At 66.0% G+C, this 23,770-nt stretch carries 25 protein-coding genes; 14 read left to right on the top strand and 11 right to left on the bottom strand.

Annotated elements, in window-relative coordinates:
* The first annotated feature begins 102 nt into the window (after positions 1–102).
* Complete coding sequence (locus CFB47_RS30235) at positions 103–735, top strand: LysE family translocator (RefSeq protein ID WP_089463209.1); 633 nt, start codon at positions 103–105, stop codon at positions 733–735.
* Positions 736–753: 18 nt separating this feature from the next.
* Here the strand turns inward: CFB47_RS30235 and CFB47_RS30230 are convergent, their stop codons facing one another.
* Positions 754–1,728: a LysR family transcriptional regulator gene (locus tag CFB47_RS30230; RefSeq protein ID WP_089463208.1), complete on the bottom strand. Its 975-nt coding sequence runs from the start codon at positions 1,726–1,728 to the stop codon at positions 754–756.
* 271 nt (positions 1,729–1,999) lie between these two features.
* Between CFB47_RS30230 and CFB47_RS30225 the strand changes: the two genes are divergently transcribed.
* Entirely contained in the window at positions 2,000–3,328 is a 1,329-nt protein-coding gene (locus CFB47_RS30225) for an MFS transporter (RefSeq protein ID WP_089463207.1), read from the top strand.
* Positions 3,329–3,456: 128 nt separating this feature from the next.
* On the top strand, positions 3,457–4,623 hold the full coding sequence (locus CFB47_RS30220) for a Xaa-Pro peptidase family protein (RefSeq protein ID WP_089463206.1): 1,167 nt from the start codon (positions 3,457–3,459) through the stop codon (positions 4,621–4,623).
* A gap of 66 nt (positions 4,624–4,689) precedes the next feature.
* Here CFB47_RS30220 and CFB47_RS30215 read toward each other — a convergent pair whose 3' ends face one another.
* Both CFB47_RS30215 and CFB47_RS41330 read right to left on the bottom strand, forming a co-directional pair.
* A complete protein-coding gene (locus CFB47_RS30215) occupies positions 4,690–6,318 on the bottom strand; it encodes an NADP-dependent glyceraldehyde-3-phosphate dehydrogenase (RefSeq protein WP_089463205.1) in 1,629 nt (542 codons plus the stop codon).
* Between the two features lie 126 nt (positions 6,319–6,444).
* Entirely contained in the window at positions 6,445–6,927 is a 483-nt protein-coding gene (locus CFB47_RS41330; protein ID WP_179258998.1) for a hypothetical protein, read from the bottom strand.
* A 310-nt stretch (positions 6,928–7,237) separates the two neighbouring features.
* On the opposite strand from CFB47_RS41330, the gene CFB47_RS30210 reads away from it, so the two are divergent.
* Both CFB47_RS30210 and CFB47_RS30205 read left to right on the top strand, forming a co-directional pair.
* A complete protein-coding gene (locus tag CFB47_RS30210) occupies positions 7,238–9,367 on the top strand; it encodes a TonB-dependent siderophore receptor (RefSeq protein WP_089463204.1) in 2,130 nt (709 codons plus the stop codon).
* A gap of 44 nt (positions 9,368–9,411) precedes the next feature.
* On the top strand, positions 9,412–9,927 hold the full coding sequence (locus tag CFB47_RS30205) for a hypothetical protein (protein WP_256946770.1): 516 nt from the start codon (positions 9,412–9,414) through the stop codon (positions 9,925–9,927).
* Positions 9,928–9,946: 19 nt separating this feature from the next.
* Here the strand turns inward: CFB47_RS30205 and CFB47_RS30200 are convergent, their stop codons facing one another.
* Complete coding sequence (locus tag CFB47_RS30200; protein WP_089458925.1) at positions 9,947–10,894, bottom strand: LysR family transcriptional regulator; 948 nt, start codon at positions 10,892–10,894, stop codon at positions 9,947–9,949.
* 509 nt (positions 10,895–11,403) lie between these two features.
* Here CFB47_RS30200 and CFB47_RS30195 point away from each other — a divergent pair.
* A complete protein-coding gene (locus tag CFB47_RS30195) occupies positions 11,404–12,432 on the top strand; it encodes a DUF1338 domain-containing protein (RefSeq protein ID WP_089463203.1) in 1,029 nt (342 codons plus the stop codon).
* A gap of 393 nt (positions 12,433–12,825) precedes the next feature.
* A complete protein-coding gene (locus tag CFB47_RS30190; RefSeq protein WP_143330880.1) occupies positions 12,826–13,131 on the top strand; it encodes a hypothetical protein in 306 nt (101 codons plus the stop codon).
* Positions 13,132–13,236: 105 nt separating this feature from the next.
* Here the strand turns inward: CFB47_RS30190 and CFB47_RS30185 are convergent, their stop codons facing one another.
* The 6 genes from CFB47_RS30185 to CFB47_RS41320 all read right to left on the bottom strand — a co-directional run bounded on the left by CFB47_RS30185 (position 13,237) and on the right by CFB47_RS41320 (position 14,885).
* Positions 13,237–13,485 (bottom strand): GlsB/YeaQ/YmgE family stress response membrane protein, encoded by a 249-nt coding sequence (locus CFB47_RS30185; RefSeq protein WP_256946801.1) that lies wholly within the window; start codon positions 13,483–13,485, stop codon positions 13,237–13,239.
* Between the two features lie 132 nt (positions 13,486–13,617).
* The gene (locus tag CFB47_RS41845; protein ID WP_089463201.1) at positions 13,618–13,839 is read right to left on the bottom strand and encodes a hypothetical protein; all 222 of its coding nucleotides are present in this window, start codon (positions 13,837–13,839) and stop codon (positions 13,618–13,620) included.
* A gap of 56 nt (positions 13,840–13,895) precedes the next feature.
* Complete coding sequence (locus CFB47_RS41840) at positions 13,896–14,027, bottom strand: hypothetical protein (RefSeq protein WP_256941090.1); 132 nt, start codon at positions 14,025–14,027, stop codon at positions 13,896–13,898.
* A 26-nt stretch (positions 14,028–14,053) separates the two neighbouring features.
* Positions 14,054–14,251 carry a CsbD family protein gene (locus tag CFB47_RS30175; RefSeq protein ID WP_009694074.1) on the bottom strand — a complete coding sequence of 66 codons (198 nt, stop codon included), beginning with the start codon at positions 14,249–14,251 and terminating at the stop codon, positions 14,054–14,056.
* Positions 14,252–14,307: 56 nt separating this feature from the next.
* Positions 14,308–14,658: a BON domain-containing protein gene (locus tag CFB47_RS30170; RefSeq protein ID WP_089443316.1), complete on the bottom strand. Its 351-nt coding sequence runs from the start codon at positions 14,656–14,658 to the stop codon at positions 14,308–14,310.
* 62 nt (positions 14,659–14,720) lie between these two features.
* Entirely contained in the window at positions 14,721–14,885 is a 165-nt protein-coding gene (locus CFB47_RS41320; protein WP_179243696.1) for a hypothetical protein, read from the bottom strand.
* A 369-nt stretch (positions 14,886–15,254) separates the two neighbouring features.
* On the opposite strand from CFB47_RS41320, the gene CFB47_RS30165 reads away from it, so the two are divergent.
* From CFB47_RS30165 to CFB47_RS30150, 5 genes are all read left to right on the top strand, one after another.
* On the top strand, positions 15,255–16,787 hold the full coding sequence (locus CFB47_RS30165) for a helix-turn-helix transcriptional regulator (RefSeq protein ID WP_089463200.1): 1,533 nt from the start codon (positions 15,255–15,257) through the stop codon (positions 16,785–16,787).
* Positions 16,788–16,927: 140 nt separating this feature from the next.
* The gene (locus CFB47_RS30160) at positions 16,928–17,119 is read left to right on the top strand and encodes a CsbD family protein (protein WP_089443314.1); all 192 of its coding nucleotides are present in this window, start codon (positions 16,928–16,930) and stop codon (positions 17,117–17,119) included.
* A gap of 420 nt (positions 17,120–17,539) precedes the next feature.
* Entirely contained in the window at positions 17,540–18,691 is a 1,152-nt protein-coding gene (locus tag CFB47_RS30155) for a branched-chain amino acid ABC transporter substrate-binding protein (RefSeq protein WP_089463199.1), read from the top strand.
* Positions 18,688–18,888, top strand: a complete 201-nt coding sequence (locus tag CFB47_RS40785; protein WP_256941091.1) for a hypothetical protein — start codon at positions 18,688–18,690, stop codon at positions 18,886–18,888. The genes CFB47_RS30155 and CFB47_RS40785 overlap by 4 nt, the downstream gene beginning before the upstream one ends.
* Positions 18,885–20,057, top strand: coding sequence for an FAD-binding oxidoreductase (locus CFB47_RS30150; RefSeq protein ID WP_089457572.1), 1,173 nt, complete (start codon positions 18,885–18,887; stop codon positions 20,055–20,057). The genes CFB47_RS40785 and CFB47_RS30150 overlap by 4 nt, the downstream gene beginning before the upstream one ends.
* 108 nt (positions 20,058–20,165) lie before the next feature.
* Here the strand turns inward: CFB47_RS30150 and CFB47_RS30145 are convergent, their stop codons facing one another.
* Positions 20,166–21,347: a serine hydrolase gene (locus CFB47_RS30145; protein WP_089463198.1), complete on the bottom strand. Its 1,182-nt coding sequence runs from the start codon at positions 21,345–21,347 to the stop codon at positions 20,166–20,168.
* A gap of 365 nt (positions 21,348–21,712) precedes the next feature.
* Between CFB47_RS30145 and CFB47_RS30140 the strand changes: the two genes are divergently transcribed.
* Positions 21,713–22,840, top strand: coding sequence for an aminotransferase class V-fold PLP-dependent enzyme (locus tag CFB47_RS30140; protein WP_089463197.1), 1,128 nt, complete (start codon positions 21,713–21,715; stop codon positions 22,838–22,840).
* Positions 22,841–23,017: 177 nt separating this feature from the next.
* Positions 23,018–23,428 carry a GNAT family N-acetyltransferase gene (locus CFB47_RS30135; protein ID WP_089463196.1) on the top strand — a complete coding sequence of 137 codons (411 nt, stop codon included), beginning with the start codon at positions 23,018–23,020 and terminating at the stop codon, positions 23,426–23,428.
* Positions 23,429–23,770: the final 342 nt, after the last annotated feature.

Below are 23,770 nucleotides of genomic sequence, written 5' to 3'. Positions count from 1 at the left end.
GCGCGCCCCGTCCAACTGGCCCAGCGATTTGTCGGCCAATTGTCCATGGGCAGACGGCGCGCGTTTGCCAACAATGCCCCGATCATCCCTGCGAGGTTCGACATGAGCGTCCACGCCTTCTTCTCGGCCAACCTGCTGCTGGCCTACACGGCTTATTTCATCGGGACGGCCAGCCCCGGGCCGAGCAATCTCGCGATCATGTCGGTTGCCGCGAACCAGGGCCGCAAGGCGGCGCTCGCGTTCGCGCTCGGCGTCATTTCCGGGTCGATGTGCTGGGCGACGGTGGCGGCGCTCGGCGTGTCGGCCGCGCTGCTCGCGTGGTCGAAGCTGCTGGTCGCGATCAAGCTGTTCGGCGGGCTGTACCTGCTGTGGCTCGCGTTCAAGTCGGGGCGCACGGCGTGGTCCGGCAACGCGGCGGCGTCGACGAACGCAGCGGGCGAGCAGCGGCTGTCGCGCTTCTACGTACGCGGCGCGATGCTGCACCTGACCAATCCGAAAGCGATCCTCGTGTGGGTATCGATCGTCGCGCTGTCGTCGAACGGCGCGGGCGCGTCGCACGGTGCCGTCATGCCGGGCTGCCTCGTGATCGGGTGCCTGGTGTTCGGCGGCTACGCGCTCGTGTTCTCGATGGACGGCGCGCGCCGGCTCTACGTGCGCGGCCGGCGTGCGATGGAAGCGTGTCTCGCCGTCGTGTTCGGCGTGGCGGGGATCCGGCTGTTGGTGTCGAACGTCTGAGGCGGCACGCCCGCGCGTCTAGCTCTGGCGCGTGGCGCGGCGCTTGGGCGAACGTACGGCGTTGCCCGGCTGCTCCGCGGGGCGTGTGAACAGCGACACGATCGTCTGCCGGAGCCAGCGGTGCGCGGGATGGCTGTCCCAACGCTGATGCCAGATCACGCAGTAAGGTCGCGCGGGCATGCGCACCGGCGGTTGCCGCGATACCAGTGCCTTTTTGTGGATCGACAGATCGAGCAGTGTGGTCGGCAGCACGCCGATGAAATCCGATTCCCGGATGATCGCCAGCGCGGGCGAGTACGCATTCAGCGTGAGGACGAGATTGCGCTGCAGGCCGTGCGCGGAGAGCAGGCTGTCGTACACCGGCACCCGCATGCCGGAAAACCCGACGTCGAGATGCCGCGCCGCGAGAAAGCGCTTCAACGTGAGCGGCCCCTTCGCGAGCGGGTGATCCTTGCGCATCAGGCAACTCCAGTGGATCGGCCACATCTCGTGCGTGCGCACGCCGCTGCTCGGGCTCGAGTCGTTCAGGTAGCCGCCGATCGCGAGGTCGACGCCGCCGCGGTCGAACATGCCCGGCAGGTCGGCGACGCTGAACGGCGTGAGCTCGAGTCGCATCGACGGCGCATGCGTGCCCATGTACTGCGCGAGGCGCGGCATGATGCGCTCGACCGAGTAGTCCGACATCGCGATCGTGAAGGTGCCCCGATGTTCTTGCGGGTCGAACTGGTCGGGCGAGATCGCCTGCTTCAATGCGTCGAAGTGCGGCTGGACCGCCGACCACAGCTCGCGCGCCCGTGCGGTCGGCCGCACACCGGAGACGGTTTTCTCGAACAGCACGTCGCCGAGCGATTCGCGCAGCCTGCGCAGCGCATTGCTGACCGCCGACTGTGAAAGCGCCAGCCGTTCGGCGGCGCGCGTGACGTTGCCTTCGGCCATCAATGCCGCGAACACACGCAGCAGGTTGAGGTCGAGCTGGCGGAACACATCCTTCATCGCACATCTCCCATTCGGGTGCCGGCATCCCGCGCGTGACGTCGGGAGCCGGAACGTCGTGGCGGCCAGTGTCCGGGCCGCGGGCCGTTCGCGCAAGGTCGCGTTTGCCCTTCCAGAGAGCCGGCTGGCGCCGCGACGAAGTCGCACGCCGCGCTCGCACCGTTATTCACGTTGGTGATGATCATATTCTGGAAATCCGTTGGACGCGGTAACGGTGCGCATCGAACATGAGCACGAAACCACTGCAGCCAGCAGCGGGAGGAGACAGACGATGAAAGAGGATGCAGTGAATCCGGCGGGCGCCCTCGCGCTCGATCGCCTTTCGGCCGCGGCGCAGCCGTCGGAGCGGGCAGGCACGCTGCGCGACGTCGCGGCGGCCGCGGCCGGCAACGCGCTCGAATGGTTCGACTTCGTGATCTACGGCTATTTCGCCAGCGTGATCGCGAAGCTGTTTTTCCCGGTGGCCGGGCCGGTCGGATCGCTGTTGCTCGCGACGGCGACCTTCGGCGTGGGGTTCGTCGTGCGGCCGCTCGGCAGTGTCGTGCTCGGGCTGTACGGCGACCGGTACGGCCGCAAGGCGGCGATGTCCGTCACGATCTGGCTGATGCTGGCCGGCACGGCCGCGATCGCGGTGGCGCCGCCGTATGCGCAGGCCGGCTGGCTCGGCGCCACGATCCTCGTGCTGGCGCGGCTCGTGCAGGGCTTCGCGGCATCGGGCGAATTCGGCAGCACCGTCGCGTTCCTTGCGGAAAAGGCGCCGCCCCATCGGCGCAACTTCTTCGTGAGCCTGCAGATGGCGAGCACGATGCTGGCCATCGTGCTGGGCGGCACGATCGGCACGATCCTGACGACGTCGCTCAGCCCGCATCAGCTCGAAAGCTGGGGCTGGCGCGTGCCGTTCGTAGTCGGCCTGCTGATCGGCCCGGTCGGCTTCTACATCCGTCGCAGCGTGTCGGAAACCGATGCATTCGTGCACGGCGAAGCGCTGCCGGTCGCACAGGTGCTCAAGCGCCTGTTCGGCGAGCACCTCGCGTCGTTCCTCGCGGCGATCGGCGTGACGATCGTCAGTACCGCCGCGTTCTACATGGTCCTGATCTACATGCCGACGTTCGCGGTGAAGCAGCTCGGATTGCCGATGTCCGCGCCGTTCATGAGCACGACGGTCGCCGGCGTCGTGATGGTCGCGATCGCGCCGCTCGCGGGCCTGCTCGGCGACGTCTGGCGTCGGCCGGTCGCGATGGTCGCCGCCGCGATCGTCGTGCTGTCCGCGATCACGCTGCCGCTCTATATGTGGGTCATCGCCAGCCCGTCGCTGCGCAACCTGTTGATCATGCAGGCCGCCGCCGCCGCGCCGATGGGCGTGCTCGTCGGGCTGGTGCCCGCGCTGGCCGCGCGCGCGTTCCCGGCCGCGGTGCGCAGCACCGGGCTCGCGGTGTCGTACAACATCCCGACGACGGTCTTCGGCGGTTTTTCCCCATTGATCGTCACGTGGCTAATCGCGACCACGCACAACAAGGCGTCGCCCGCGCTGTACATCGTCGCGATGTCGGTCGTGAGCTTGGTCGCGCTGCTCGGGTTTCGACGCTTGCCGAGCGAATAAGCGAACCGGATTCGGTCGCCATTCGTATCGCTGAAATGCAGGATAACGAATCAAGTGAAGCGGTATGGCGACGTCGCAATGGCCGACCGATGCGGCCGTCCCGTCACTCTCAACAGGAGAAGTCACGCATGAAATTCACCCCCACGTTTGCGCCGCCCAGCGAGGCGGAACTCAAAGGACGCCTCGAGCGCGTGCGCGCCCGCATGGCGGAAGTCGGCCTCGATCGCTATGTGGCGTTCTCGCCGGACAACATCTATTACCTGACGAACTTCGCGAATATCGTCCACGAGCGGCCGTTCGTGCTGGTCATTTCGCGCAGCGGCCCGCCGCAGTTCGTCGTGCCGCAGCTCGAGCAGCCGCATGTGCGGACGCGCTCGATCGGCGAACTCGAGCTGAGTCCGTATTTCGAATTTCCGGCGCCGGCCGGGCGCGAATGGAGCGACCGGTTCAAGGCGCTGTTCGGGCCGGGCGAGCGTGTCGGCGTCGAGTCGGTGTGTCCGTTGCAGGTCTATGCGCAGACGCCGGGCGAGCGCGTCTGCATCGACATCATCGACGACGTGCGGATGATCAAGTCCGACTACGAGATCGGCCGCCACGTGTATGCGTGCGGGATCGCGACAGACGCGCACAACCTGCTGCTGAACGAAGCGCGCCCAGGCCTCGGGATGGCGGAGATGTCGTCGCGCATTCGCGGCTTCATCATGCAGCGGCTGCTGGCCGACGATCCGACGCTGAACCCGTTGGCGACGCGCATCGTCGCGGTGTTCCAGCCGGGCAGCGTGTCGCACGATCCGCACAACTTCAGCAACATCGACATGCGGATGGAGGAGGGTGGCCCGCACGTGTCGATCGTCAATGCGGTGATGAACGGCTATGGCGCGGAAGTCGAACGGACCTTCTTCCTTGGCCACGTGCCCGACGCGGCGCGACGCGCGTTCGACGTGATGTCGGAAGGGCGGCGGCTCGCGTTCGACGCGGCGATGCCGGGCGCGCTGCTGAGCGACGTCGATCGCAAGGTCAACGACTATTTCCGCCACGCGGGGATGGGCGACCGGATGCTGCACCGGACCGGGCACGGGATGGGCGTCACTGCGCACGAGGCGCCGTTCTTCGCCGAAGGCTACGACCGGCCGATCGAGAAAGGGATGTGCCTGACGATTGAGCCGGGCATCTATATCGAGGGTGTCGGCGGCTTCCGTCATTCCGATACGGTGCTGATCGGCGATGAAGGCCCGGTCCAGCTGACCGGCGGGCCGCTGGAACTCGACGCGTTGACGTTCCCGGTTCGGGCGTAGTGACGCGCAGGCGTAAAAAAGCCGCTGCGTGGGTGGGTGCAGCGGCTTTTTTACGAGCGGCGCGCTTCAGAAAATAAAACCCGTATTGATGAACTTCGAGTAGTGATCCGACACGATCGAATCGAGCAGTTGCTTGCTGCTGTCGGTCTGCTTCGCCGCGACCATCGAGCGGATCGAGAACGCGCGCAGCGCGTCGCTCACCGACAGCGTGCCTTCCGCCGAATCCTTGCGGCCCGCGAACGGGAACACGTCGGGCCCGCGCTGGCACTGGCAGTTGATGTTCACGCGGCACACCTGGTTCACGAGCGGATCGACGAGCGCGCCGATCTGCGCCGGGTCGGAACCGAAGATGCTGACCTGCTGGCCGTGATCCGACGTCGTCACGTAGTCGAGCGCGGTGTCCACGTCGTCGAACGTCGCCACCGGGATGATCGGCCCGAACTGTTCCTCGCGGTACAGCTTCATCCCTTCCGACACCGGGTACACGACGGCCGGATAGAACAGCGTCTTGCTGAACTCGCCGCCCGAATGGTTGACGACCTGCGCACCCTTGGCCTTCGCGTCGTCGATCGCATCCGTCATGTAGGCCGTGCGATGCATGCCCGGCAGCGGCGTGATGCTGACGCCTTTCTCCCACGGCATGCCGATCTTCAGCTGTTCGAGCGCGGCGGTGAAGCGCTTCAGGAATTCGTCGACGATCGAACGGTGCACGAGCAGCATCTTCAGCGCGGTGCAGCGCTGGCCGTTGAACGACAGCGCGCCGAGCAGGCATTCCTTCACGGTGAGGTCGAGATCGGCGTCGGGCAGCACGATCGCCGCGTTCTTCGCGTCGAGGCCGAGGATCGCGCGCAGCCGGTGCGACTTCGGGTGCTGCTTCTTCAGGTGGTCGGCCACCTTGCTCGACCCGATCAGCGCGAGCACGTTGATCTTGCCCGACGCGAGCATGTGCGGCACGACCACCGCGCCCGGCGCATAGATCGTGTTGATCACGCCCTTCGGGAACGCGTCGCGGAACGCTTCGAGCAGCGGTTCGAACAGCAGCGTGCCGTATTGGGGCGGCTTGAACACCACGGTGTTGCCCATCAGCAGCGCGGGGATCAGCGTCGCGAACGTTTCGTTCAGCGGATAGTTGTACGGGCCCATGCACAGCACGACGCCGAGCGGCGTGCGGCGGATCTGGCCGATCGTGCCTTCGGCGATCACGAAGCGCGAATTCGCGTTGTCGAGCTCCTTCAGCGCGTCGATCGTCTGCGTCATGTACGTGACGGTGCGGTCGAACTCCTTCTGCGAATCGGCGAGGCTCTTGCCGATCTCCCACATGATCAGGTTCACCACCAGCTCGCGCTGCGCGACCATCCGCTTGATGAAATCCTGCATGCACGCGATGCGCTGCTCGACTTTCATCGTCGGCCACTCGCCGCGGCCGGCGTCGTACGCGCGCACCGCGGCGTCGAGCGCCGCGTCGCTTTCCGTTTCGCCCATCACCGGGTAGCTGCCGATCTCGACCTGCTCGACGCTGCCGTCCGCCTGCCGCACGCACACGGGCGACAGCACGGTCTTGGTCGCGCCGTCCCACGGCCGTAACGCGCCGTCGACGAGCGACACGCGCTGGTGAATCGGCGAGGCGAGCCGGTACTCGGCGGGGATGTCCTGAAAGGCGGGAAACAGCTGCTGCAGGGAGGCGGAATCGGGCATGACGGTCTCGTTTGACGGGGTGTCCGGGAAGGACGGGCGATGCGAATCCTGAGCGGGGAGATCCTCGATCCTGAATCGGCATCATGACGCGCGGACGACGACACGTCACGCTTGGCCCTGGCCGATTCAACGATTGGAACCAGTTCCATTAAAAAGGAACGCCGGCGCGAATGCAAGAATTGCCGAACCGTCCCACAGGCGTTGAAAGCATTTGGAAAGACTGTTTCCGAATCCTTGGTATAAGGCGCCAACAGCACGCGCAAACGTTTCAAACGGGCCGGTTTCAGCGGATAATGGCCCGGCGCGGCGAAGAAAAAAATGAAGTGAGCCTGAGAGCATATGTAGTGAAGAACGAAAGAAGGTCCGCCGCGCTGCCGATGCGAGGTCGGCTGCCCGGAGCGCCGGGTCGGGGTTGCCCGGTCCGGCGCGCACCGGACTTCGAATATGCGCCGTCCGCTTCGACGGATGCTTCGTGATCCTCTCCACTCCTTTCGTCGTCGTCTCCCGAATCCCGCCTGTTGCCTGGCCCTTCATCGCCTGATGCGGCCGAAGAATTTCTTTCGTTTTTATTACGATCGAGTCGCTTAAACGCGCGAAATAGAAAGGCATTCGTCAGGAATACAGAGCGCCATGCGCCTGCACGTTGCGGGCAGGCGACACGTTAAAAATTAACTAAAAACACGAATCATTCTCGTTTAATATTTCGCTCCGTTACGAGCCGTGACGGAGCGTCATGGCCTCTTTCGTGCCGGTCCTGCCGGCCGGCTGCCACCCGCGCCGGCCGTTCACGGCCCGTCGGCGCGACGAGGCGATCCCTGCGCGCCGCTGCTTGTTCACGGAAAGTCTGTCGCCAGCCCGATTCACGGCGTTGGCCGGATGCGTTTCCGTTCGCCGTTTTCCCTCAGCCTCTACTTCAACGATGAAACTCAACAAGAGCGCCTGCCATGCGCTGCTGATCGCCACGTCGCTGGCCGGCGCACGCACCTCCTTCGCACAGGCGAGCGACGCCGCGGCGACCTTTCCCGCGATCTCGGTCAAGGCGACCGCCGAGCATGCGTCGTACGACGGCGGCCGCTCGCGTGCCGCCACCAAGACCGACATGTCGCTGATGGACGTACCGCAGACGGTGAACGTCGTGCCGCACGCGGTGATCGAGGACCAGAACGCGACGTCGATGCAGGATGCGCTGCGCAACGTGCCGGGCGTCGGCTTCTCGGTCGGCGACGGCCAGCGCGACCAGATCACGATCCGCGGCTTCAACAGCATCACCGACCAGTACGTCGACGGCATCCGCGACGATGCGCTCTACTATCGCGACCTGTCGAACGTCGATCACGTCGAAGTGCTGAAGGGGCCGGCGGCCGTGCTGTACGGCCGCGGCTCGGCGGGCGGCATCGTGAATCGCGTGTTGAAGCGGCCGGACGCGAACCCGGTGCGCGACGTGGGCGTGACGCTCGGCACGCGCGGCGAGCGGCGCGGCGAATTCGACCTCGGCTGGAATGCGAACGACGCGGCGCGTTTCCGCATCACCGGCGCGGCCGAAAACTCGAACAGCTTCCGCGACCAGTTCCAGCTCAACCGCCAGGCGATCGCGCCGTCCGCGCAGTTCAAGCTCGACAGCAACACGGTGCTGAACGTCGAATTCGACTACCTGCACGACCGCCGCACGTCCGACCAGGGGCTGCCCGCGTATCTCGGCCGGCCGGTCGACGTGCCGATCAACACGTTCTACGGCTCGGCCGACGCGGCGAACAGTTCGTACAACGACGTCTCCGCGAAGAGCGCGACGGTGTCGCTCGATCATCGCTTCAACGATTCGCTGTCGTTCCACGGCGCGATCCGCGCGTACGACTTCTCGCTCGAACGCAAGAACTACGTCACGTACGAGCCGATCAAGACGGCCGCGCACCCGGTCGTCACGCTCGACCAGTCGACGCGCCAGCGCACCGACCACGGCATCGACGGCCTGTTCGAACTCACGCAGAAGACGTCGCTGTTCGGCATGCGTCACGAGCTGCTGTACGGGCTCGAACTGTCGCAGCAGCAGAAGTTCGACACGATCTACGGCGTGTCGAAGGTCGCGACCTACGATCTGTTCAATCCGCAGCAGGTGGTGCTGCCCGGCGTGCCGACCGGCGCACGGGCGAAGACGAACGCATCGACCGTCGTCGGGCTCGCGGGCGTCTATGCGCAGGACCTGATCTCGCTCACCGAACACTGGAAAGTGCTCGCGGGGCTGCGCTTCGACTACCTGAACCAGATCCGCCACGACTACACGTCGTCGAACGTCAACCTCGATCGCACCGATCACGCGTGGAGCCCGCGCGTCGGCCTGATCTACGAACCGCTCGACTGGCTGACGCTGTACGGCTCGTTCAGCCAGTCGTTCTCGCCGCTGGCCGATACGCTGATCAGCTCGGGCGCATTCTCGAACGGCGCCGCGCTCGCGCCGCAGAAGACCACCGCGTATGAAGTCGGCTCGCGCTTCGACCTCGGCGGCAAGGCGACGGCCAGCGTCGCGCTGTTCGACATGCGCCAGACCAACCAGCAGATCGGCGACCCGGCGAATCCCGGCTATGCGCTGCCGATCGGCACGCAGCACGTGCACGGGATGGAACTCGGCTTTACCGGCGAGATCGCGCCGAAGTGGTCGGTGTATGCGGGCTACGCGTACCTGAACGGAACGGTCGACGGCTCGGCGCAATCGACGGCGGCCGGTGTCGCGGTGTCGAGCAACACGCCGGGGCTGATGCCGCGCCACAGCGCGAACCTGTGGGTGAAGCGCGAGCTGCCGTACGGCTTCTACGCGGCTGCCGGCATGCAGTTCCAGTCGGCGCGCTACACGTCGGCGAGCGATCTCGTCACGCTGCCGTCGTTCACCGTGTTCAACCTGGGCGCCGGCTATCGCAGCAAGAAGGTCGACGTGACGCTCACGCTCGACAACCTGTTCAATCGCCGCTACTTCATCGCCGCGCACGGCAATGCGGATCTGTACAACATGCCCGGCGATCCGCGCACGCTGACCGCCACGGTGAAGTGGCACATGTAATGCACGTGATGCATGCGCCGGGTGACAATGCGGGCTTCGTCACGATGACCCGCCCCTCACTGCCCATGATCCGCCAATCGATTGATGTATCGAACCTGACCGGCCGCGCCCGCGTGCTGTGCGCCGTGTTGTGGCTGGCTTGCGGCGCGGCCGCGGCGCATGCGCAGACGATCCCGGCCGACGCCGAACCCGAATGCCATTCGGTGTACGTCGGCCGTGCGATCACGCTGTCGGGCCGTTACGCGGTGGATTACGGCGACGAAGAGAGCGGGGAGGATGTGTGGTTCGAGGAGGACGACGCATCGGCGCGGCGCCTGCCGGACCGTTCGCAACGCGCGGGGGTGATCCGGTTCACGAACCAGCGCGATGCTCGGCGCAGTCTGCGGCTGCCGGCGGCGCAACCCGAAGGCGTGTGCCGCTTCGACGGGCATGCGACGCTCGTGATTCGCGATCTGGAAACCGTGTGCCCGGGGCTGGAGGAGCCCGACCACGCGCGGCTGGTGAAGGTCGTGACGGCCAGCCCGCCGACGCGACATGCGTGCGAGGCCGCCGCGCCATGAGGCGGGCGCGACCGCGCCGTTACTCGACGTCCTCGTCGTCCTCCAGATCGTCGCCGTCCGCATCGGGATCCGGCGATGCATACGCGCTCGCCTGCTCGAGCAGCCAGCCGCGAAACAGCTCCAGCGGCTTGCTGTGGCTGAGCTCCGTCGGATACACGAGGTAGTACGCGGAATCGCCGACGGTTGCCGCATCGCACGGCACCACCAGCCCGAGCTGCTGCAGCTGTTCCTCGACGAAGAATTTCGGCACGAGCGCGATGCCGAGCCCGGCCGCGGCCGCGCTGATCAGCATCGTGTGCAGCTCGTAGCGCACGCCCTGCATCGTGCGGATGTCCTCGACGCCGTGCGTCTCGAACCACTGCGCCCACGCGCCGGGGCGCGTCGTCGAGTGCAGCAGCGGGTAGGCGAGCAGGTCCTCGACGCTGTGCACAGGCCCGTCGAGCAGCGCCGGCGAGCAGATCGGCACGACTTCCTCGCCGAACAGGTAGTCGGACGACGTGCCGGGCCAGGTCGGCTTGCCGTAGTGGATCGCGGCCTCGAAGTGGGTGTCCTCGAACGAGAACAGGTCGGTGCGGCTGCCCATGTTCACGCGCACGTCGGGCGTGCGGTCGTAGAAGCTCTTGATGCGCGGGATCAGCCAGTGCGACGCGAAGGTCGGCAGCACCGCCAGCTCCAGGTAGCCGCCGCCGCTGCCGTGCGCGATGATCGACAGCGTGTCGCGGTCGAGCGCTTCCAGCGCGCGCCGCACCTGGGTGCCGTACAGCTTGCCGGCGCGCGTCAGCACGACGCGCTGCTTCACGCGGGCGAACAGCCGCACGCCGAGGCTCGCTTCCAGCGTCGCGATCTGGCGCGATACCGCGCTTTCGGTCAGGAACAGCTCCTTGGCCGCGTGCGTGAAGCTTTCGTGGCGCGCGGCGGCTTCGAAAGCCACGAGCGCGCCCATGTTGGGGATCTTGAATTTACGCATGATGTCAGGGTCTGTTTAGATATGGAACGCGCATGCGTTGCCACGAGAACGGCCGCTCGCGAGGCGCGCGACGCCGCGAATACTGACGTATTCGCAAGGAGCGCAACGCGGCGAGCGGCCGTTCTCGTGGCAACCCCAAATTAAAAAATCATGCCACGGGAATGCCCGAAATCGCCCGTATGGCGGCGTCGCTCGTCGCTTGTTTGGCTCGGCCAAACGGCGCTCCTCACTCCTTGCCCGACGAGCGATTTCGGGCATTCGCATGTGCGTTCCATATCTAAACAGGCCCTGAATTCGTCTGACGAACGCACCTGCCCGGTGCGGGCCGGCGGGCGAAGCCGGGAGCGGCTGATAATTCCAAAAACTCATCACATATCAATTTAATCTCGCTTTACGCCCGGCTGCAACCCTTTGAATAATGCTCTCCACGCAAGGTCAGGCGCCCGCGGGGCGGCCGGCCGACGAGTTGCCGGCACGTTTGCCGGCGGTCCCCCGAGACGAGAATCCTGATGCGCAATCCGAATATCGAGAGCTTGCTGACGAAGCTGCTGGGACAGGCGAAGACCGACGCCCTGTTCTCGACCCTGAACATGCCGGCCATCCTCGAAGAATGGGAAGACGGCGTCGTGACGCGCGCGGAAATCGCGCAGGCGATGAACATGGCGCTGTTCGAAGGGCTGCTCGAACGGTCGGCGAACGGCCGCGCGTACACGGCCGAAGCGGTCGAAAGCGGCGGCTCGGTCTATTTCGACCACGGCGCGTTGCGCACGGTGCGCTGGCCGCACACCGGCGCGCTGCCGCCGGGCGAGGCCGCGTTCACGCGCATCCTGCGTCCGCTCGGCTTTCGCCTGAACGGCCGTTACCCGCTCGACAAGCTCGGCATGACCGGCCGCGCGTATGCGCATGAAGACGCACCGGACGAAATCGCGCAGTTCTTCGTCAGCGAACTGCACCCGGAGCGTTTCTCGAAGGAATTCCAGCAGGCCGTGACGAACGTCGTGAGCACGTCGCGCGATCCGCTGTCGCCGGCGGCCGTCGCGCTGCTGTGGGAAGTCGAGCGCGAAGGCTGGCTGCCGCTGGAGGCCGCGCACGCGCTGCTGCCGGAGATCGTCGGCGCGTTTGCGCGCCAGCACGACCTGCCGAACGAACTCGACTACGAAACGCTGCTGCTCGAATCCGCGGAAATGGCGTGGATCGCGACCGAAGGCAACGCGTTCAACCACGCGACCGACCGCGTCGCCGACGTGTTCAAGCTGTCCGACGACGAGAAGGCGAAGGGCCGGCCGATGAAGCCGGAAGTCGAGCGCTCGCGCTCGGGCCGCGTGTTCCAGACCGCGTATCGCGCGGATACCGTCGAGCGCGAATTCCGCACGCGCGACGGCGGCACGGTGAAGCGCAACGTGCCGGGTTCGTTCTACGAGTTCATCACGCGCAAGCGCACGTTCGACCAGGCGGCGCGCCGCTGGGTGACCGACCTGCGTTTCGATGCCGGTAACGCGCAGGGCATCTTCAAGATGACGGCGAACGCGGCGAAGTAACGAAAGGAAAGCGCGGGGGCTGCGCCGGCCGAGACCGATTGGCCGGCGCACGCACGAACCGCGGCATGAAGCGCCCTGCGAATGCAGGGCGTTTGTCATTTCGGGGGAGGGGCGTCATGGACGCCACGGCCGGGCGCGCGGGATGACGCGACTCCGAAAATCTCATCGAGCCGTGTCATATCCGCCGGTATGGGACGACAAACGTCTCGCCAGTCGAATCATCATTCATCGGCCGATTCCTCGTAGCACGTGTCAGGGAGACGCCTTTCGATCATCGGGTCGATGGATTGGACGAGGTCTTGATGTCAGCTGGCAGTTCATGACACACGCTCAGGAAACCCGTGCATGCGACACGGGCGCTTCCCGACGTCCTTTCTTGACAGGAGAACCCGGATGAACCCGATTCGCAAGCTCATGCTGTGTGGCGCCATTCCGTTCCTGCTCGTCGCGGGCGCGGCACAGGCAGACGGTGGCGGCATTGGTCGCAGCGGCACCTACATGTCGCATACCACCGACTGGACCATGATGATGATGGACAAGCTCACGCCCGAGCAGCGTACTCAGGCCATCGGTATCCAGCAGAAAATGATGGCGATGGAAATGCAGCACAACGAAGCGATGGCGAAGCTGCAGACGCAGCACGACAAGGACATGATGGCCTTGCAGAGCCAGTTGCTCGAACTCTACAAGGGGCACTAAGTGTCGCGAGCCCGGTGTCGAACACCGGGCTCGTCCATCATGGCGTCGAACCTGTCATTGTGGAGTTCTTTGACGCAGCGCTTCGCCAGCGCGCTCGATGACCCGTCACGTTGCGCGATTGAACAGGCGAATCACGAGCAACAGGATCACCGCACCGATGAGGGCGATGACGATCGAGCCGAGAATCCCGCTGAAACCGATCCCGAGCACGCCGGCGAGCCAGCCGCCGATCACCGCGCCCAGAATCCCGACGACGATGTCGATGAGCAGGCCGAAGCCGCCGCCCTTGACGAGCACGCCCGCAAGCCAGCCGGCGATGGCGCCGATGACCAGCCATATGATCAAGCCATGCATATCCATGAACGATTTTTCCTCTGGATTGGCGAAATTTTTGTAAATCCGGCGGTCACGCCTTTACCTGCGGCCTCCGGCGCGCGGCGCAACGCCGGCGGTTCCGGCGAACGTCCGCCGGCCCCGTCGAAGCGTTTATTGCGACGCGGCCGTTGCCGCGCTTGCCGCCTTCGCTTTCTTTGCCGCGTGGTGGTGGCCGATCGCGCAACCCGCGGCCGCGCCCACTGCCCCGTGGTGCCCCGCAACATGGCCGGCGACCCCGCCTACGGCCGCGCCCTTCAGGCACCCTGCCGCGAATCCCGGGATCGAAGCGCTCATCAAGGCGATGCAGGCGACCGAGATCGAAAGAAATTTCATTGTTTATCTCCCTGAAAAACGAGTTGTTTTGATCGACTCTGATCGAGCCGGCACGCTCAGAAGACGTGCGTGATCAGAAAGAACAGCACCAGCAGCCCGACCGGCACGCCGAGCAGCCAGGCGATCAGGTATTTGCCCATGTCGTTGTCCTGGTGGCCGCGGCGCCGTGGGCGCCGCGGCGGTTGCATTGAAGCGCGATGGAAACGCTGTCGCGTTACAGCTCGCGGTCGAATTCCTTCAACTGCTTCTCGGCTTCGTCGCGTGCGATGCCGTAACGCTCCTGGATCTTGCCGGCCAGATACTCGCGATTGCCGTCGGCCACCTTCAGGTCGTCGTCGGTCAACTTGCCCCACTTGGCCTTCAGCTTGCCCGAGAGTTGCTTCCACTGACCCTTGATCTTGTCCTCGTTCATCATGTGCTCCTTGTCATGCAGGGATAAAAGGCGCGGCGGCATGCCGCGCCGGGAGGTCAGGCCTTCGCCTTCAGGCCGGATGCGTCGACGTGCTTCACGCCCTTGATCGCGCGTGTCACGGCGATAGCCTTCTTCACGGCGACCTTGGTCGGCAGCACGCCGGTGAGCGTGACGACACCGTCGACCGTCTTCACGCTGATGTCGGTGCTCTTCACGCCGTCCGTGGTCGCGAGTTCCCCCTTCACCTTGGTGGTGATCCACGTGTCGGTGACGGGCTGGTTCGATTCGGCCGTCATGCCGCTGTCGGTGGACGAGGCTTGCGCCTGCGCATTCGTGAGCGGTGCGGCGCAAAGCAGGAAAGCCGCGCTGGCGGCGAGCAGCGTCGAAAGGTGCGAGGTCTTGTTCATTGATGTTCTCCTTCGATTGGCGTGGTGAATGGATTGACTGCCGAGCACGGCGCGTGCCCGGATCAACCGGCGATCGGCGTGTCGTAGCCGGGCTCGCGCGGCGGCATGTCCGGGCGCGGCACGTCGGGCGGCAGCGGCACCGGCGGATCGGTGCCGGGCGGCGGTTCGGGCGGATTGTCCGGGGCCGGTTCGGGCCGCGTCGGATCGGGTGTCTGATGCAGCTTCATCGTGCTTCTCCTCTGCGGTTCGGAAGGCAGCGCATGAGCGCCGATGCAGTACCAGCGTACCGATGCAAACGGGCGTGGACATCGCGCAAATTCACCTGATCGGCTAGTGCGTTTGCACGGGGTGTCGGGAAGGGGGCGGGGTGCGCCTGTCGGCCGGGGCGTGCGGAAAGCAGGTGCAGCGGGTGCTTCGGGGATCGGCGGGACACCGCACGGTGGGGCAGGCCGTGCGCATGTACTATGACGAATAGTGCATTCGCGACTGTCATGCCCCGGTGCGGCACGCGATCATCGCCACACGCGCCGGCCGGCGCGTGTCGACGTGGCGGCAACCGGGCCGGCAGTCATGCTGACGACAGGGACAACCATTCGATGAACGAACAGGTAAACGAACAGGCGCTGAAGTCGCATACCGATCGGCGCCAGCTGCACCAGATCATCGCGGGGCTCACCGAGGGCGTGATCCTGATCGAGCCCGACCAGCGGATCGTCTGGGCGAACGAAGCCGCCCTCGCGATGCACGGCGTGACCGAGCTGAAGGCGCTCGGCGCGACCGTCACCGATTACCGCGAGCGTTTCCGGCTGCGCTACCGGAACAACCATCCGGTGCGCGACGGCCACTATCCGATGGATCGCGTGATCGCGGGCGAGGAGTTCAGCGACGTGACGGTCGAAGTGGAATCGGCCGCCGACGAAACCGTGAGCTGGGTTCACCGCATTCGCAGCCTCGTGCTGACGAACGCGGCCGGCGAACCCGATTGCCTCGCGCTCGTGCTGCACGACGCGACCGAATGGGCGAGCGCCGAGGAACGCTTCGAGCGCACCTTCAACGCGAACCCTGCGCCGGCCGTGATCTGCCGGCTCGACGACCTGCGCTACGTGAAGGTCAACCAGGGCTTTCTCGACCTGACCGGCCACGCGCGCGACGACGTGCTCGGCCGCTCGGTGTACGAGATCGACGTGCTCGACCAGGCCGAGCGGCGCGACCTCGCGATCGAGCGGCTCGGCGAAGGCGCGACGATCCCGCAGATGGAGGCCGTGCTGAAGCGCGCGGACGGCAGCACGAAGGCCGTGGTGGTCGCCGGGCAGCCGATCGACATGAACGACGAGGCGTGCATGCTGTTCACGTTCATGGATCTCGAGCCGCGCAAGCAGGCCGAGCGCGCGCTGCGGCAGAGCGAGGAACGCTTCGCCACGGCGTTCCGGATGGCGCCGGTCGCCACCGCGATCGTCACCGCCGACCGCTTCGAACTGCTCGACGTGAACGACGCGTTCGCCGCGATGACGGGCCACACGCAGGACGACCTGCTCGGCAAGTCCGCGGACGAGATCGGGCTATGGGCCGAGCGCGGCGCGTGGCAGCGCATCGAGGGCCAGCTCGCGCGCGACGGCAGCGTGCGCAACGCCGACGTGCAGATCCACACGCGCGAAGGCGACGTGCGCGATTGCGTCGTGTCGGCCGATCCCGTCGCGATTCACGGGCGCGATTGCCTGCTTGTCGCGCTGCTCGACATCAGCGACCGCAAGCGCACGGAGATGGAGCTCGTCTACGCGATCGAAACGGCAATGCAGGATGCATCGTGGTTCAGCCGCACGCTGATCGAGAAGCTCGCGAACGTGCGGCGTGCGAATGCGCCGGATGCGGGCGCCCAGCTGTCGGACCTGACCGCACGCGAGCGCGACGTGTTCGACCTGCTGTGCCATGGTCTCGCCGACAAGGAGATTGCCGGCCGCCTCGGGCTCGCGCCGAACACCGTGCGCAACCACGTCGCGACGATCTACGCGAAGCTCGACGTGCACAGCCGCGCCGAGGCGATCGTGTGGGCGCGCGAACGCGGGATCGTCGGCGCGGCCGACGCGAATGGCGCGCGTGGCGAGAAGGGCGGCGCGAAGGACAAGGACTGACGCCGTCGGTACGAATGCACCATGCGCGCTGGTGCATCCGCATCTGCCGCGCGCGGCCTGCGCTTGCGATCCTGTCCACTCGGCGGTGCGACGCAGGCCGTCACGCCGCCGGCTCTCTCCCACCATCGCAGGAGACGACCATGGACAGGAATCGTATCGAAGGCAAGCTCAAGCAGGTCAGGGGTTCGGTCAAGGAAGCGCTCGGCAAGGTCACGGGCGACCGCGAGACGGAAGCGGAAGGCGTCGCTGAACAGGAGGCCGGCAAGATGCAGGAGCAGGCCGGCGAGGCGGCCGATGCGGTGCGCAACGAGACGGGCACCGATCGGCACTGACCGATGACGCGGCGCCGCGGGCGTCGCGATGGCCGGCCGGGCCGTCATCGCAACGATGATGCGCCGCCGGCATGACCACGGCGGGCCTTGATGGCCGGGCGCCGGCGCGGCATTCCACGGTAGCGATTTACCCGCGGCCCACCGTTGCGTGGGCCGCGGGCCGCCCGCGTACGCGGAACTTGATGACAAATCCTCACAACATAGTTCCGATATTTCGTTTGCTGCACGGGTATTGGCTATCCACAATCCATTCACCTCTTTCGCGATGAAAGGCTCTTCGGAGACGGAGCCGCGGCGATCGACCATCCGGCAAGGGCGTTGCATGACGCCCCGCAGGCGGACGACATGACCGGCACGCAGGAGGTTGCCGACGCGCGGCGATTCGCGCGTTGCATCCCGGCCCCCAGAACAAGGATTGTCATGACGTTCCGCATTCGTTCGCTTTCCGGCGTCGCATTGACCGCCGCGATTCTCGCGCTCCAGACCGGCGCGGTTCACGCGCAGGAGACGGTCGTCAAGGTCGGCGTGGCCGGCCCGCTGACGGGCGGCGGCGCCGCCTACGGCAAGGACATCGAGAACGGCGTGCGCATGGCCGTCGACGAAGCGAATGCCGCGCGTACGACGGTGGGCGGCAAGCCCGTGAAGTTCGTCGTCGCGTCGCAGGACGACCAGAGCGATCCGCGCACCGGCGTGCAGGCCGCGCAGCAGCTCGCCGACGCGCAGGTGGCCGTCGTGATCGGCCACTTCAATTCGGGCACGACGCTGCCCGCATCGAAGATCTACGCGAAGGCCGGCATTCCGATGATCACGCCGTCGGCGACCAATCCCGACATCACGCGCGCCGGGCTCGGCACCGTATACCGCGTGATCGCGACCGATACGCAGAACGCCGGCAACGCAGGCGCGTATGCGGCGAGCGTGACCAAGGCGAAGCGCATCGCGATCATCGACGATCGCACCGCGTTCGGCCAGGGCGAAGCCGACGAATTCGAGAAGGCCGTGAAGGCGAACGGCGGCACGATCGTCGCGCGCGAATTCACGAACGACAAGGCCGTGGACTTCAGCGCGCAGCTCACGAAGATCAAGAGCACCAACGCCGATCTCGTGTTCTTCGGCGGCCTCGACGCACAGGCCGCGATGCTCGTGAAGCGCATGCGCCAGCTCGGCATCCGCGCGCAGTTCCTCGCGGGCGGCGGCGTGATGAACGCGAACTTCATCAAGCTGGCCGGCAATGCGGCGGAAGGCGCGTCCGTGTGGGAATACGGGCAGCCGCTGGCGCGCCTCGCGAAAGGCAAGGAATTCGAAACGAAATTCAAGCAGAAGTACGGCATCGACATGCTCGCGTACGCGCCGTTCGCGTACGACGCGACGTGGATCGCGATCAACGCGATGCAGAAGGCGAACTCGACGAAGCCGGCCGATTTCAACGGCGCGCTGAAGGGCACGCGCTACGACGGCATCACGGGCACGATCGCGTTCACGAACACGGGCGACCTGAAGAACCCGAGCTCGACGCTGTATGAGGTGAAGAACGCCGCGTGGCAGCCCGTCACGACGAAATCGGCGGATTGAACGCCACCCGCGCGCGGACTTTCGCGGCGCTGCCGGACGTGCTGAAATGCCATCAGCGATCGATGACGATCGCGGCGCACGCCGGTGTGGCAGCCGCACGAGTCTGCCCGCGCGACGCCGCGCGTGACGCGGCACGAACAACCCACGGGCGGGGCCGGCTGGCCGCGCCCCATCTGTGCAACTGGAGTCAGTCGTGAGTTCTCAAGTCGTCATCGTCGGCGGTGGTGTGATCGGCAGCTCGATCGCCTATTTCCTGCGCGCCACCGATCCCACGGTTTCCGTGACCGTGATCGAGCGCGACCCCACCTATGCGCGCTCGTCGTCGGCGTTGTCGGCCGCGTCGATTCGCCAGCAGTTCTCGACGCCGCTGTCGATCGAGATGTCGCTGTTCGGCATCGACTTCCTGCGCACGATCGGCGAGCGCCTCGAAGTGGACGGCCACCAGCCGTCGATCGACCTGCACGAAGGCGGCTACCTGTTCCTCGCGACGCCGGCGGGCGACGCGACGCTGCGCGAGAACCATGCGCTGCAGACGAGCCTCGGCGCGGACATCCGGCTGATGGATCGCGATGCGCTGCGCGCGAAGTTTCCGTGGCTGAACGTCGACGATCTCGTGTCGGGTGCGTATGGCGTGAGCGGCGAAGGCTGGTTCGACGGCTATGGGCTCGTGCAGGCGCTGCGCAAGAAGGCGCAGGCGCTCGGTGCGCGCTATGTGCCGTCCGACGTGAAGGACGTGGTGCGCGACGGCCGCAAGGTGACGCACGTGGTCACGGCCGACGGCGAACGCTATGCGTGCGACACGCTCGTGAACGCGGCCGGCGCGTGGACGCGCACGCTGTCGTCGATGATGGGCATCGACATCCCCGTGTATGCGCGGCGCCGCAGCATCTTCAACGTGTCGTCGCCGGCGAAGCTCACGGATTGTCCGCTGCTGATCGACCCGACCGGCGTGTATTTCCGGCCGGAAGGGCGCACGTATATCTGCGGGACGTCGCCGAGCCCGGATCGCGACCCGGACGACCTGCCGCTCGACGAAGTCGACCACGACCTGTTCGACGAGGTGATCTGGCCGACCCTCGCGAACCGCGTGCCGGCGTTCGAGGCGCTGCGCGTGGAGAACTGCTGGTCGGGGTACTACGAGTACAACGTGTTCGACCACAACGCGATCATCGGATATCACCCGGACCTCGACAACGTCGTGTTCGCGAACGGCTACAGCGGCCACGGGCTGCAGCAGGGGCCGGCGACCGGGCGCGGCGTCAGTGAACTCATTCTGGGCGGGCGTTACGACACGCTCGACCTGTCGACGCTCGGCTGGGCGCGCGTGCTGGAGAACCGGCCCATCGTCGAAAAGAACGTCGTGTAGCGCGGCGTGACCCGCCCGGTGTGGTGGGCGGGATTCTCCTTGTGTCTCACCTCATTGGCCCGACCGTGTCGGGCCTTTTTTGTTGCGCGTGCAATGACATGGCGCGGGTCAGCCGACGCCGTAGACCGCGTCGCGCAGATCGAGCGTGTACTGGCCGTTCATCCCCTCGTAGAGCGTGTTCGACAACGACACGACGGTGAGCCCTCGTGCGCGGTCGACGAACCACGAATGACCGTAGACGCCGCCCCAGCGCCACGTGCCCGGCGACTCGGGCGACAGCGCCGCGCGCGGGTCGCGCAACACGGAAAACCCGATCCCGTAGCCCGCGCCGGGCAGGTCGGGCAACGCGAGGTTGCCGGTGTGGATGCGGCCCATCTCGTCGACCAGCTCGGCCGGCAGAATGGCGCCGCCGCCCGCCCGCAGCGTGTCCAGCACGTTCAGCACGTCACCGGCGGTGCCGACCATCCCGCCGCCGCCCGATGCGAACGCGTCCTTGTCGAGCGCGCGCGACGGCGAGAACGTCACGCCGACGGAGCCTTCGTAGATGGGGACGGCCTCGTTCTCGGCGAGCCGGTGCGGCTGCGGCGTGTCGTTGACGTAAGGCGTCGCGAGCCGTGCGGCATCGCGTGCGACGAATCCCGTGTCGCGGGTGCCGAGCGGGCGGAGCACCAGCGCATCGACCGCATCGGCGAGCGGCTGCGCGGTGACGGCCTCGATCACCGCGCCGACCACGTCGATGGAGAGCGAATAGTTCCAGCCGGTGCCGGGCGCGTACTGCAACGGCACGCTCGCGATCCTGCGCAGGTTCTCGGCGAGCGTGATCGATGCGCCATCGAGCCCGTCGGAGACGCCCGCGCGTGCATACGGACCCGCCGCGTCGGCTTCCGCGTAGCGATAGCCGAGGCCGGCCGAATGCGTGAGCAGGTGGCGTACCTTGATGACCGGCACGCTGCCGTCACGCAGCGCCGGGCGGAATTCGGGCAGCCACTTCGTGACGTCGTCGTCGAGCGACAGCTGGTGCCGGGCAACGAGCGCCATGGCGGCCGCCGCGACGATCGGCTTCGTGACCGACGCGAGCCTGAACAGCGTGTCCTCCTGCATCGGCGTGCGTGCTTCGCGATCGGCGAACCCGGCTGCGCGGCGATAGACGAGCTCGCCGTCGCGTGCGACCAGGACGACCACGCCGACGAGGCGTTGCGTGTCGAGTTGGCGGGACAGTACCGCATCGATGCGCTCGGCGAGCGCGGGATCGGCCGACGGCTGCTGGGATGATGCTCGGTTGGGGATCATCGAAGACTCTGTCGTGAAGGGGGAGCCGACATGGTAGGCGGCATGCGGCGGACGTGCCATTTACCCGTACATGGAACAGGGCTTCGCGGGCGTCGTGCGCTGCAACGATGCGCGTGGACGGCCACGGGGCGGGCGCTTCAGCCGGGGGGCGCGGCGGCTCCGTTGCGGCGCGGCGCGTCGGCCGGCGGCGGCGCTCCGTCACGCCTGCGGCGGACAGCCGACAAAATAGGCCCCAAGCGGCGCGCGGCCTTCGTTAGAATCTGCTTTCGTCGAGAAAATAACGCAATTGCATGGGTGCAGCGCGGTATCGCATCACGGACACTGCTCGCCCAGATTCCATCGTTCATCTTTCACCGGAGGCGAGCATGCCAGGATTACTTCCCGATGTTGACCGCGAGGGGCTCCTCGAATATTCGGTGGTGTACACCGATCGCTCGGTCAACCATATGTCGCAGCGCTTTCAGGGCGTGATGCGCGACATCTCCGGCACGCTGAAGAAGGTCTACCACGCGAAGTCCGTCGTGATCGTCCCCGGCAGCGGGACGTTCGGCATGGAAGCCGTCGCGCGGCAGTTCGCCACGAACAAGAAGTGCCTCGTCATCCGCAACGGCTGGTTCAGCTTCCGCTGGTCGCAGATTTTCGACATGGGCAGCATTCCGTCCGAAACGACGGTGCTGAAGGCGCGCCCGGTCGAAGCGGGACGGCAGGCCGCCTATGCGCCGGCGCCGATCGACGAAGTGGTCGCCGCGATCAACGAACACAAGCCGGATCTGGTGTTTGCGCCGCACGTCGAAACCGCATCCGGGATGATGTTGCCCGACGGGTATCTGCGCGCGGTGTCCGACGCCGTGCATGCGGTCGGCGGCATGTTCGTGCTCGATTGCATCGCGTCCGGCACGGTGTGGGTCGACATGCAGGCGAGCGGCGTCGATATCCTGATCAGCGCGCCGCAGAAGGGCTGGAGCGCATCGCCGTGCTGCGCGATGGTGATGCTCGGCGAGCTCGCCCGCGAACGCATCGACGGCACGACCAGCACCAGCTTCGCATGCGATCTGCGCAAGTGGCTGCAGATCATGGAAGCGTATGAAGGTGGCGGGTTCGCGTACCACGCGACGATGCCGACGGACAGTCTCACGACGCTGCGCGACGTGATGAAGGAAACCGAGGCGTACGGCTTCGACAAGGTGAAAGCGGAGCAGCTCGAGCTGGGCAAGCGGATTCGTGCGTTGCTGGCCGAGAAGGGTTTCCGGAGCGTGGCGGCGCAAGGGTTCGAGGCGCCGGGTGTCGTGGTCAGTTATACGGACGACGACGGGATTCGAACCGGGAAGAAGTTTGCCGACGTCGGGTTGCAGATCGCGGCCGGCGTGCCGCTGATGTGCGACGAGCCGGAGGATTTCAAGACCTTCCGGCTGGGGTTGTTCGGGCTCGACAAGCTGCATGATGTCGAGGGGGCGGTTGGGCGGTTTGCGGATGCGCTGGAGCGGATTCTTTAAGGCGCTTGGTGGATTGGGCGAGGCAGTGGGTGATGGGTGTGCGCGCCTTTGGTCTACTGCCTCGCTGGATGGAGGGTCATGGTCTTGTCCGATCCGCGCGTTCGGGTTCGTGGTTCGATGGGCTCATGCGCAGCGAGGCCGGGCCATCTGCCTGTACGGCTAACCTGAAGGGTTCGCATGGCATACGTCGTTCGACAGGAAGTCCCGTCGGTATCCGACTACATCGGCATTCGTCTTGCCGCAGGGTTGAGCAGAAAGTCGGAACAGGCTGCGACGATCGGGCTGAAGAATGGCCTTTTCAGCGTCGTGGCGTATTGCGACAGCGATCCGGTCGGAATTGGCCGCGTCATCGGCGACGGCGGCTGTTTCTTCGAGATCGTCGATATCGCGGTGTTGCCCGCTCACCAGAAGAAGGGCGTGGGCGACCTGATCATGCGGGCACTCATGGGCTACGTTCACGAGCACGCGCCGCCGACCGCCTACGTCAGCCTGATGGCAGATCACGGGACACCGAAGTTCTACGAGCGTTACGGTTTTCAACCGTCGGTGCTGCCTGAGAAGGCGGGGATGTTTCTGCGGATTGCATGATGCGTGGGATGCGTTTATCGCGACACGCGCGTCAGGTGGCGTGATCGTTGTCTTGCCCGAGCGACCCGCCTTATTCTCCGCGGTCGTTTTGAAGGTCTCTTCGACGGAGAGGATAATTGAGCAATTGCAAGGTCAGCTATTTCCGTCACGATGTCGGCAATGCTCCACCGGCCGCCATGCGCTGGTTGTCCGATCCCGACCAAAATCTGCTTGATGTGGATATCTGAAGACGACCGACATCTGCCTGTCGCTCTGTCTGAGGTTCAACGGCGGAAAACTTAGTGGTTTGGTCAGCTACGCCCGCTTTCTGGAGGCGGCGGTTCGGCCAAAGCAGGCGGTAAC

This window comes from Burkholderia sp. AU27893 (assembly GCF_002223205.1).
Classification (GTDB): domain Bacteria; phylum Pseudomonadota; class Gammaproteobacteria; order Burkholderiales; family Burkholderiaceae; genus Burkholderia.
This window is presented reverse-complemented; position numbering and strand designations above follow the sequence as displayed.

What these genes read in the sequence shown, in the direction of transcription:
- CFB47_RS30195 (WP_089463203.1), top strand. Translation starts at nt 11,404, where the DNA reads ATGCGCAATCCGAATATCGAGAGCTTGCTGACGAAGCTGCTGGGACAG.
- CFB47_RS30215 (WP_089463205.1), bottom strand. Translation starts at nt 6,318, where the DNA reads ATGCCCGATTCCGCCTCCCTGCAGCAGCTGTTTCCCGCCTTTCAGGAC.
- CFB47_RS30225 (WP_089463207.1), top strand. Translation starts at nt 2,000, where the DNA reads ATGAAAGAGGATGCAGTGAATCCGGCGGGCGCCCTCGCGCTCGATCGC.
- CFB47_RS30230 (WP_089463208.1), bottom strand. Translation starts at nt 1,728, where the DNA reads ATGAAGGATGTGTTCCGCCAGCTCGACCTCAACCTGCTGCGTGTGTTC.
- CFB47_RS30160 (WP_089443314.1), top strand. Translation starts at nt 16,928, where the DNA reads ATGGACAGGAATCGTATCGAAGGCAAGCTCAAGCAGGTCAGGGGTTCG.
- CFB47_RS30200 (WP_089458925.1), bottom strand. Translation starts at nt 10,894, where the DNA reads ATGCGTAAATTCAAGATCCCCAACATGGGCGCGCTCGTGGCTTTCGAA.
- CFB47_RS41320 (WP_179243696.1), bottom strand. Translation starts at nt 14,885, where the DNA reads ATGAAGCTGCATCAGACACCCGATCCGACGCGGCCCGAACCGGCCCCG.
- CFB47_RS30140 (WP_089463197.1), top strand. Translation starts at nt 21,713, where the DNA reads ATGCCAGGATTACTTCCCGATGTTGACCGCGAGGGGCTCCTCGAATAT.
- CFB47_RS30145 (WP_089463198.1), bottom strand. Translation starts at nt 21,347, where the DNA reads ATGATCCCCAACCGAGCATCATCCCAGCAGCCGTCGGCCGATCCCGCG.
- CFB47_RS30175 (WP_009694074.1), bottom strand. Translation starts at nt 14,251, where the DNA reads ATGAACGAGGACAAGATCAAGGGTCAGTGGAAGCAACTCTCGGGCAAG.
- CFB47_RS30235 (WP_089463209.1), top strand. Translation starts at nt 103, where the DNA reads ATGAGCGTCCACGCCTTCTTCTCGGCCAACCTGCTGCTGGCCTACACG.
- CFB47_RS30170 (WP_089443316.1), bottom strand. Translation starts at nt 14,658, where the DNA reads ATGAACAAGACCTCGCACCTTTCGACGCTGCTCGCCGCCAGCGCGGCT.
- CFB47_RS41330 (WP_179258998.1), bottom strand. Translation starts at nt 6,927, where the DNA reads ATGCCTTTCTATTTCGCGCGTTTAAGCGACTCGATCGTAATAAAAACG.
- CFB47_RS30185 (WP_256946801.1), bottom strand. Translation starts at nt 13,485, where the DNA reads ATGCATGGCTTGATCATATGGCTGGTCATCGGCGCCATCGCCGGCTGG.
- CFB47_RS30205 (WP_256946770.1), top strand. Translation starts at nt 9,412, where the DNA reads ATGACCCGCCCCTCACTGCCCATGATCCGCCAATCGATTGATGTATCG.
- CFB47_RS30135 (WP_089463196.1), top strand. Translation starts at nt 23,018, where the DNA reads ATGGCATACGTCGTTCGACAGGAAGTCCCGTCGGTATCCGACTACATC.
- CFB47_RS30220 (WP_089463206.1), top strand. Translation starts at nt 3,457, where the DNA reads ATGAAATTCACCCCCACGTTTGCGCCGCCCAGCGAGGCGGAACTCAAA.
- CFB47_RS30190 (WP_143330880.1), top strand. Translation starts at nt 12,826, where the DNA reads ATGAACCCGATTCGCAAGCTCATGCTGTGTGGCGCCATTCCGTTCCTG.
- CFB47_RS30165 (WP_089463200.1), top strand. Translation starts at nt 15,255, where the DNA reads ATGAACGAACAGGTAAACGAACAGGCGCTGAAGTCGCATACCGATCGG.
- CFB47_RS30155 (WP_089463199.1), top strand. Translation starts at nt 17,540, where the DNA reads ATGACGTTCCGCATTCGTTCGCTTTCCGGCGTCGCATTGACCGCCGCG.
- CFB47_RS41840 (WP_256941090.1), bottom strand. Translation starts at nt 14,027, where the DNA reads ATGCAACCGCCGCGGCGCCCACGGCGCCGCGGCCACCAGGACAACGAC.
- CFB47_RS30210 (WP_089463204.1), top strand. Translation starts at nt 7,238, where the DNA reads ATGAAACTCAACAAGAGCGCCTGCCATGCGCTGCTGATCGCCACGTCG.
- CFB47_RS41845 (WP_089463201.1), bottom strand. Translation starts at nt 13,839, where the DNA reads ATGAAATTTCTTTCGATCTCGGTCGCCTGCATCGCCTTGATGAGCGCT.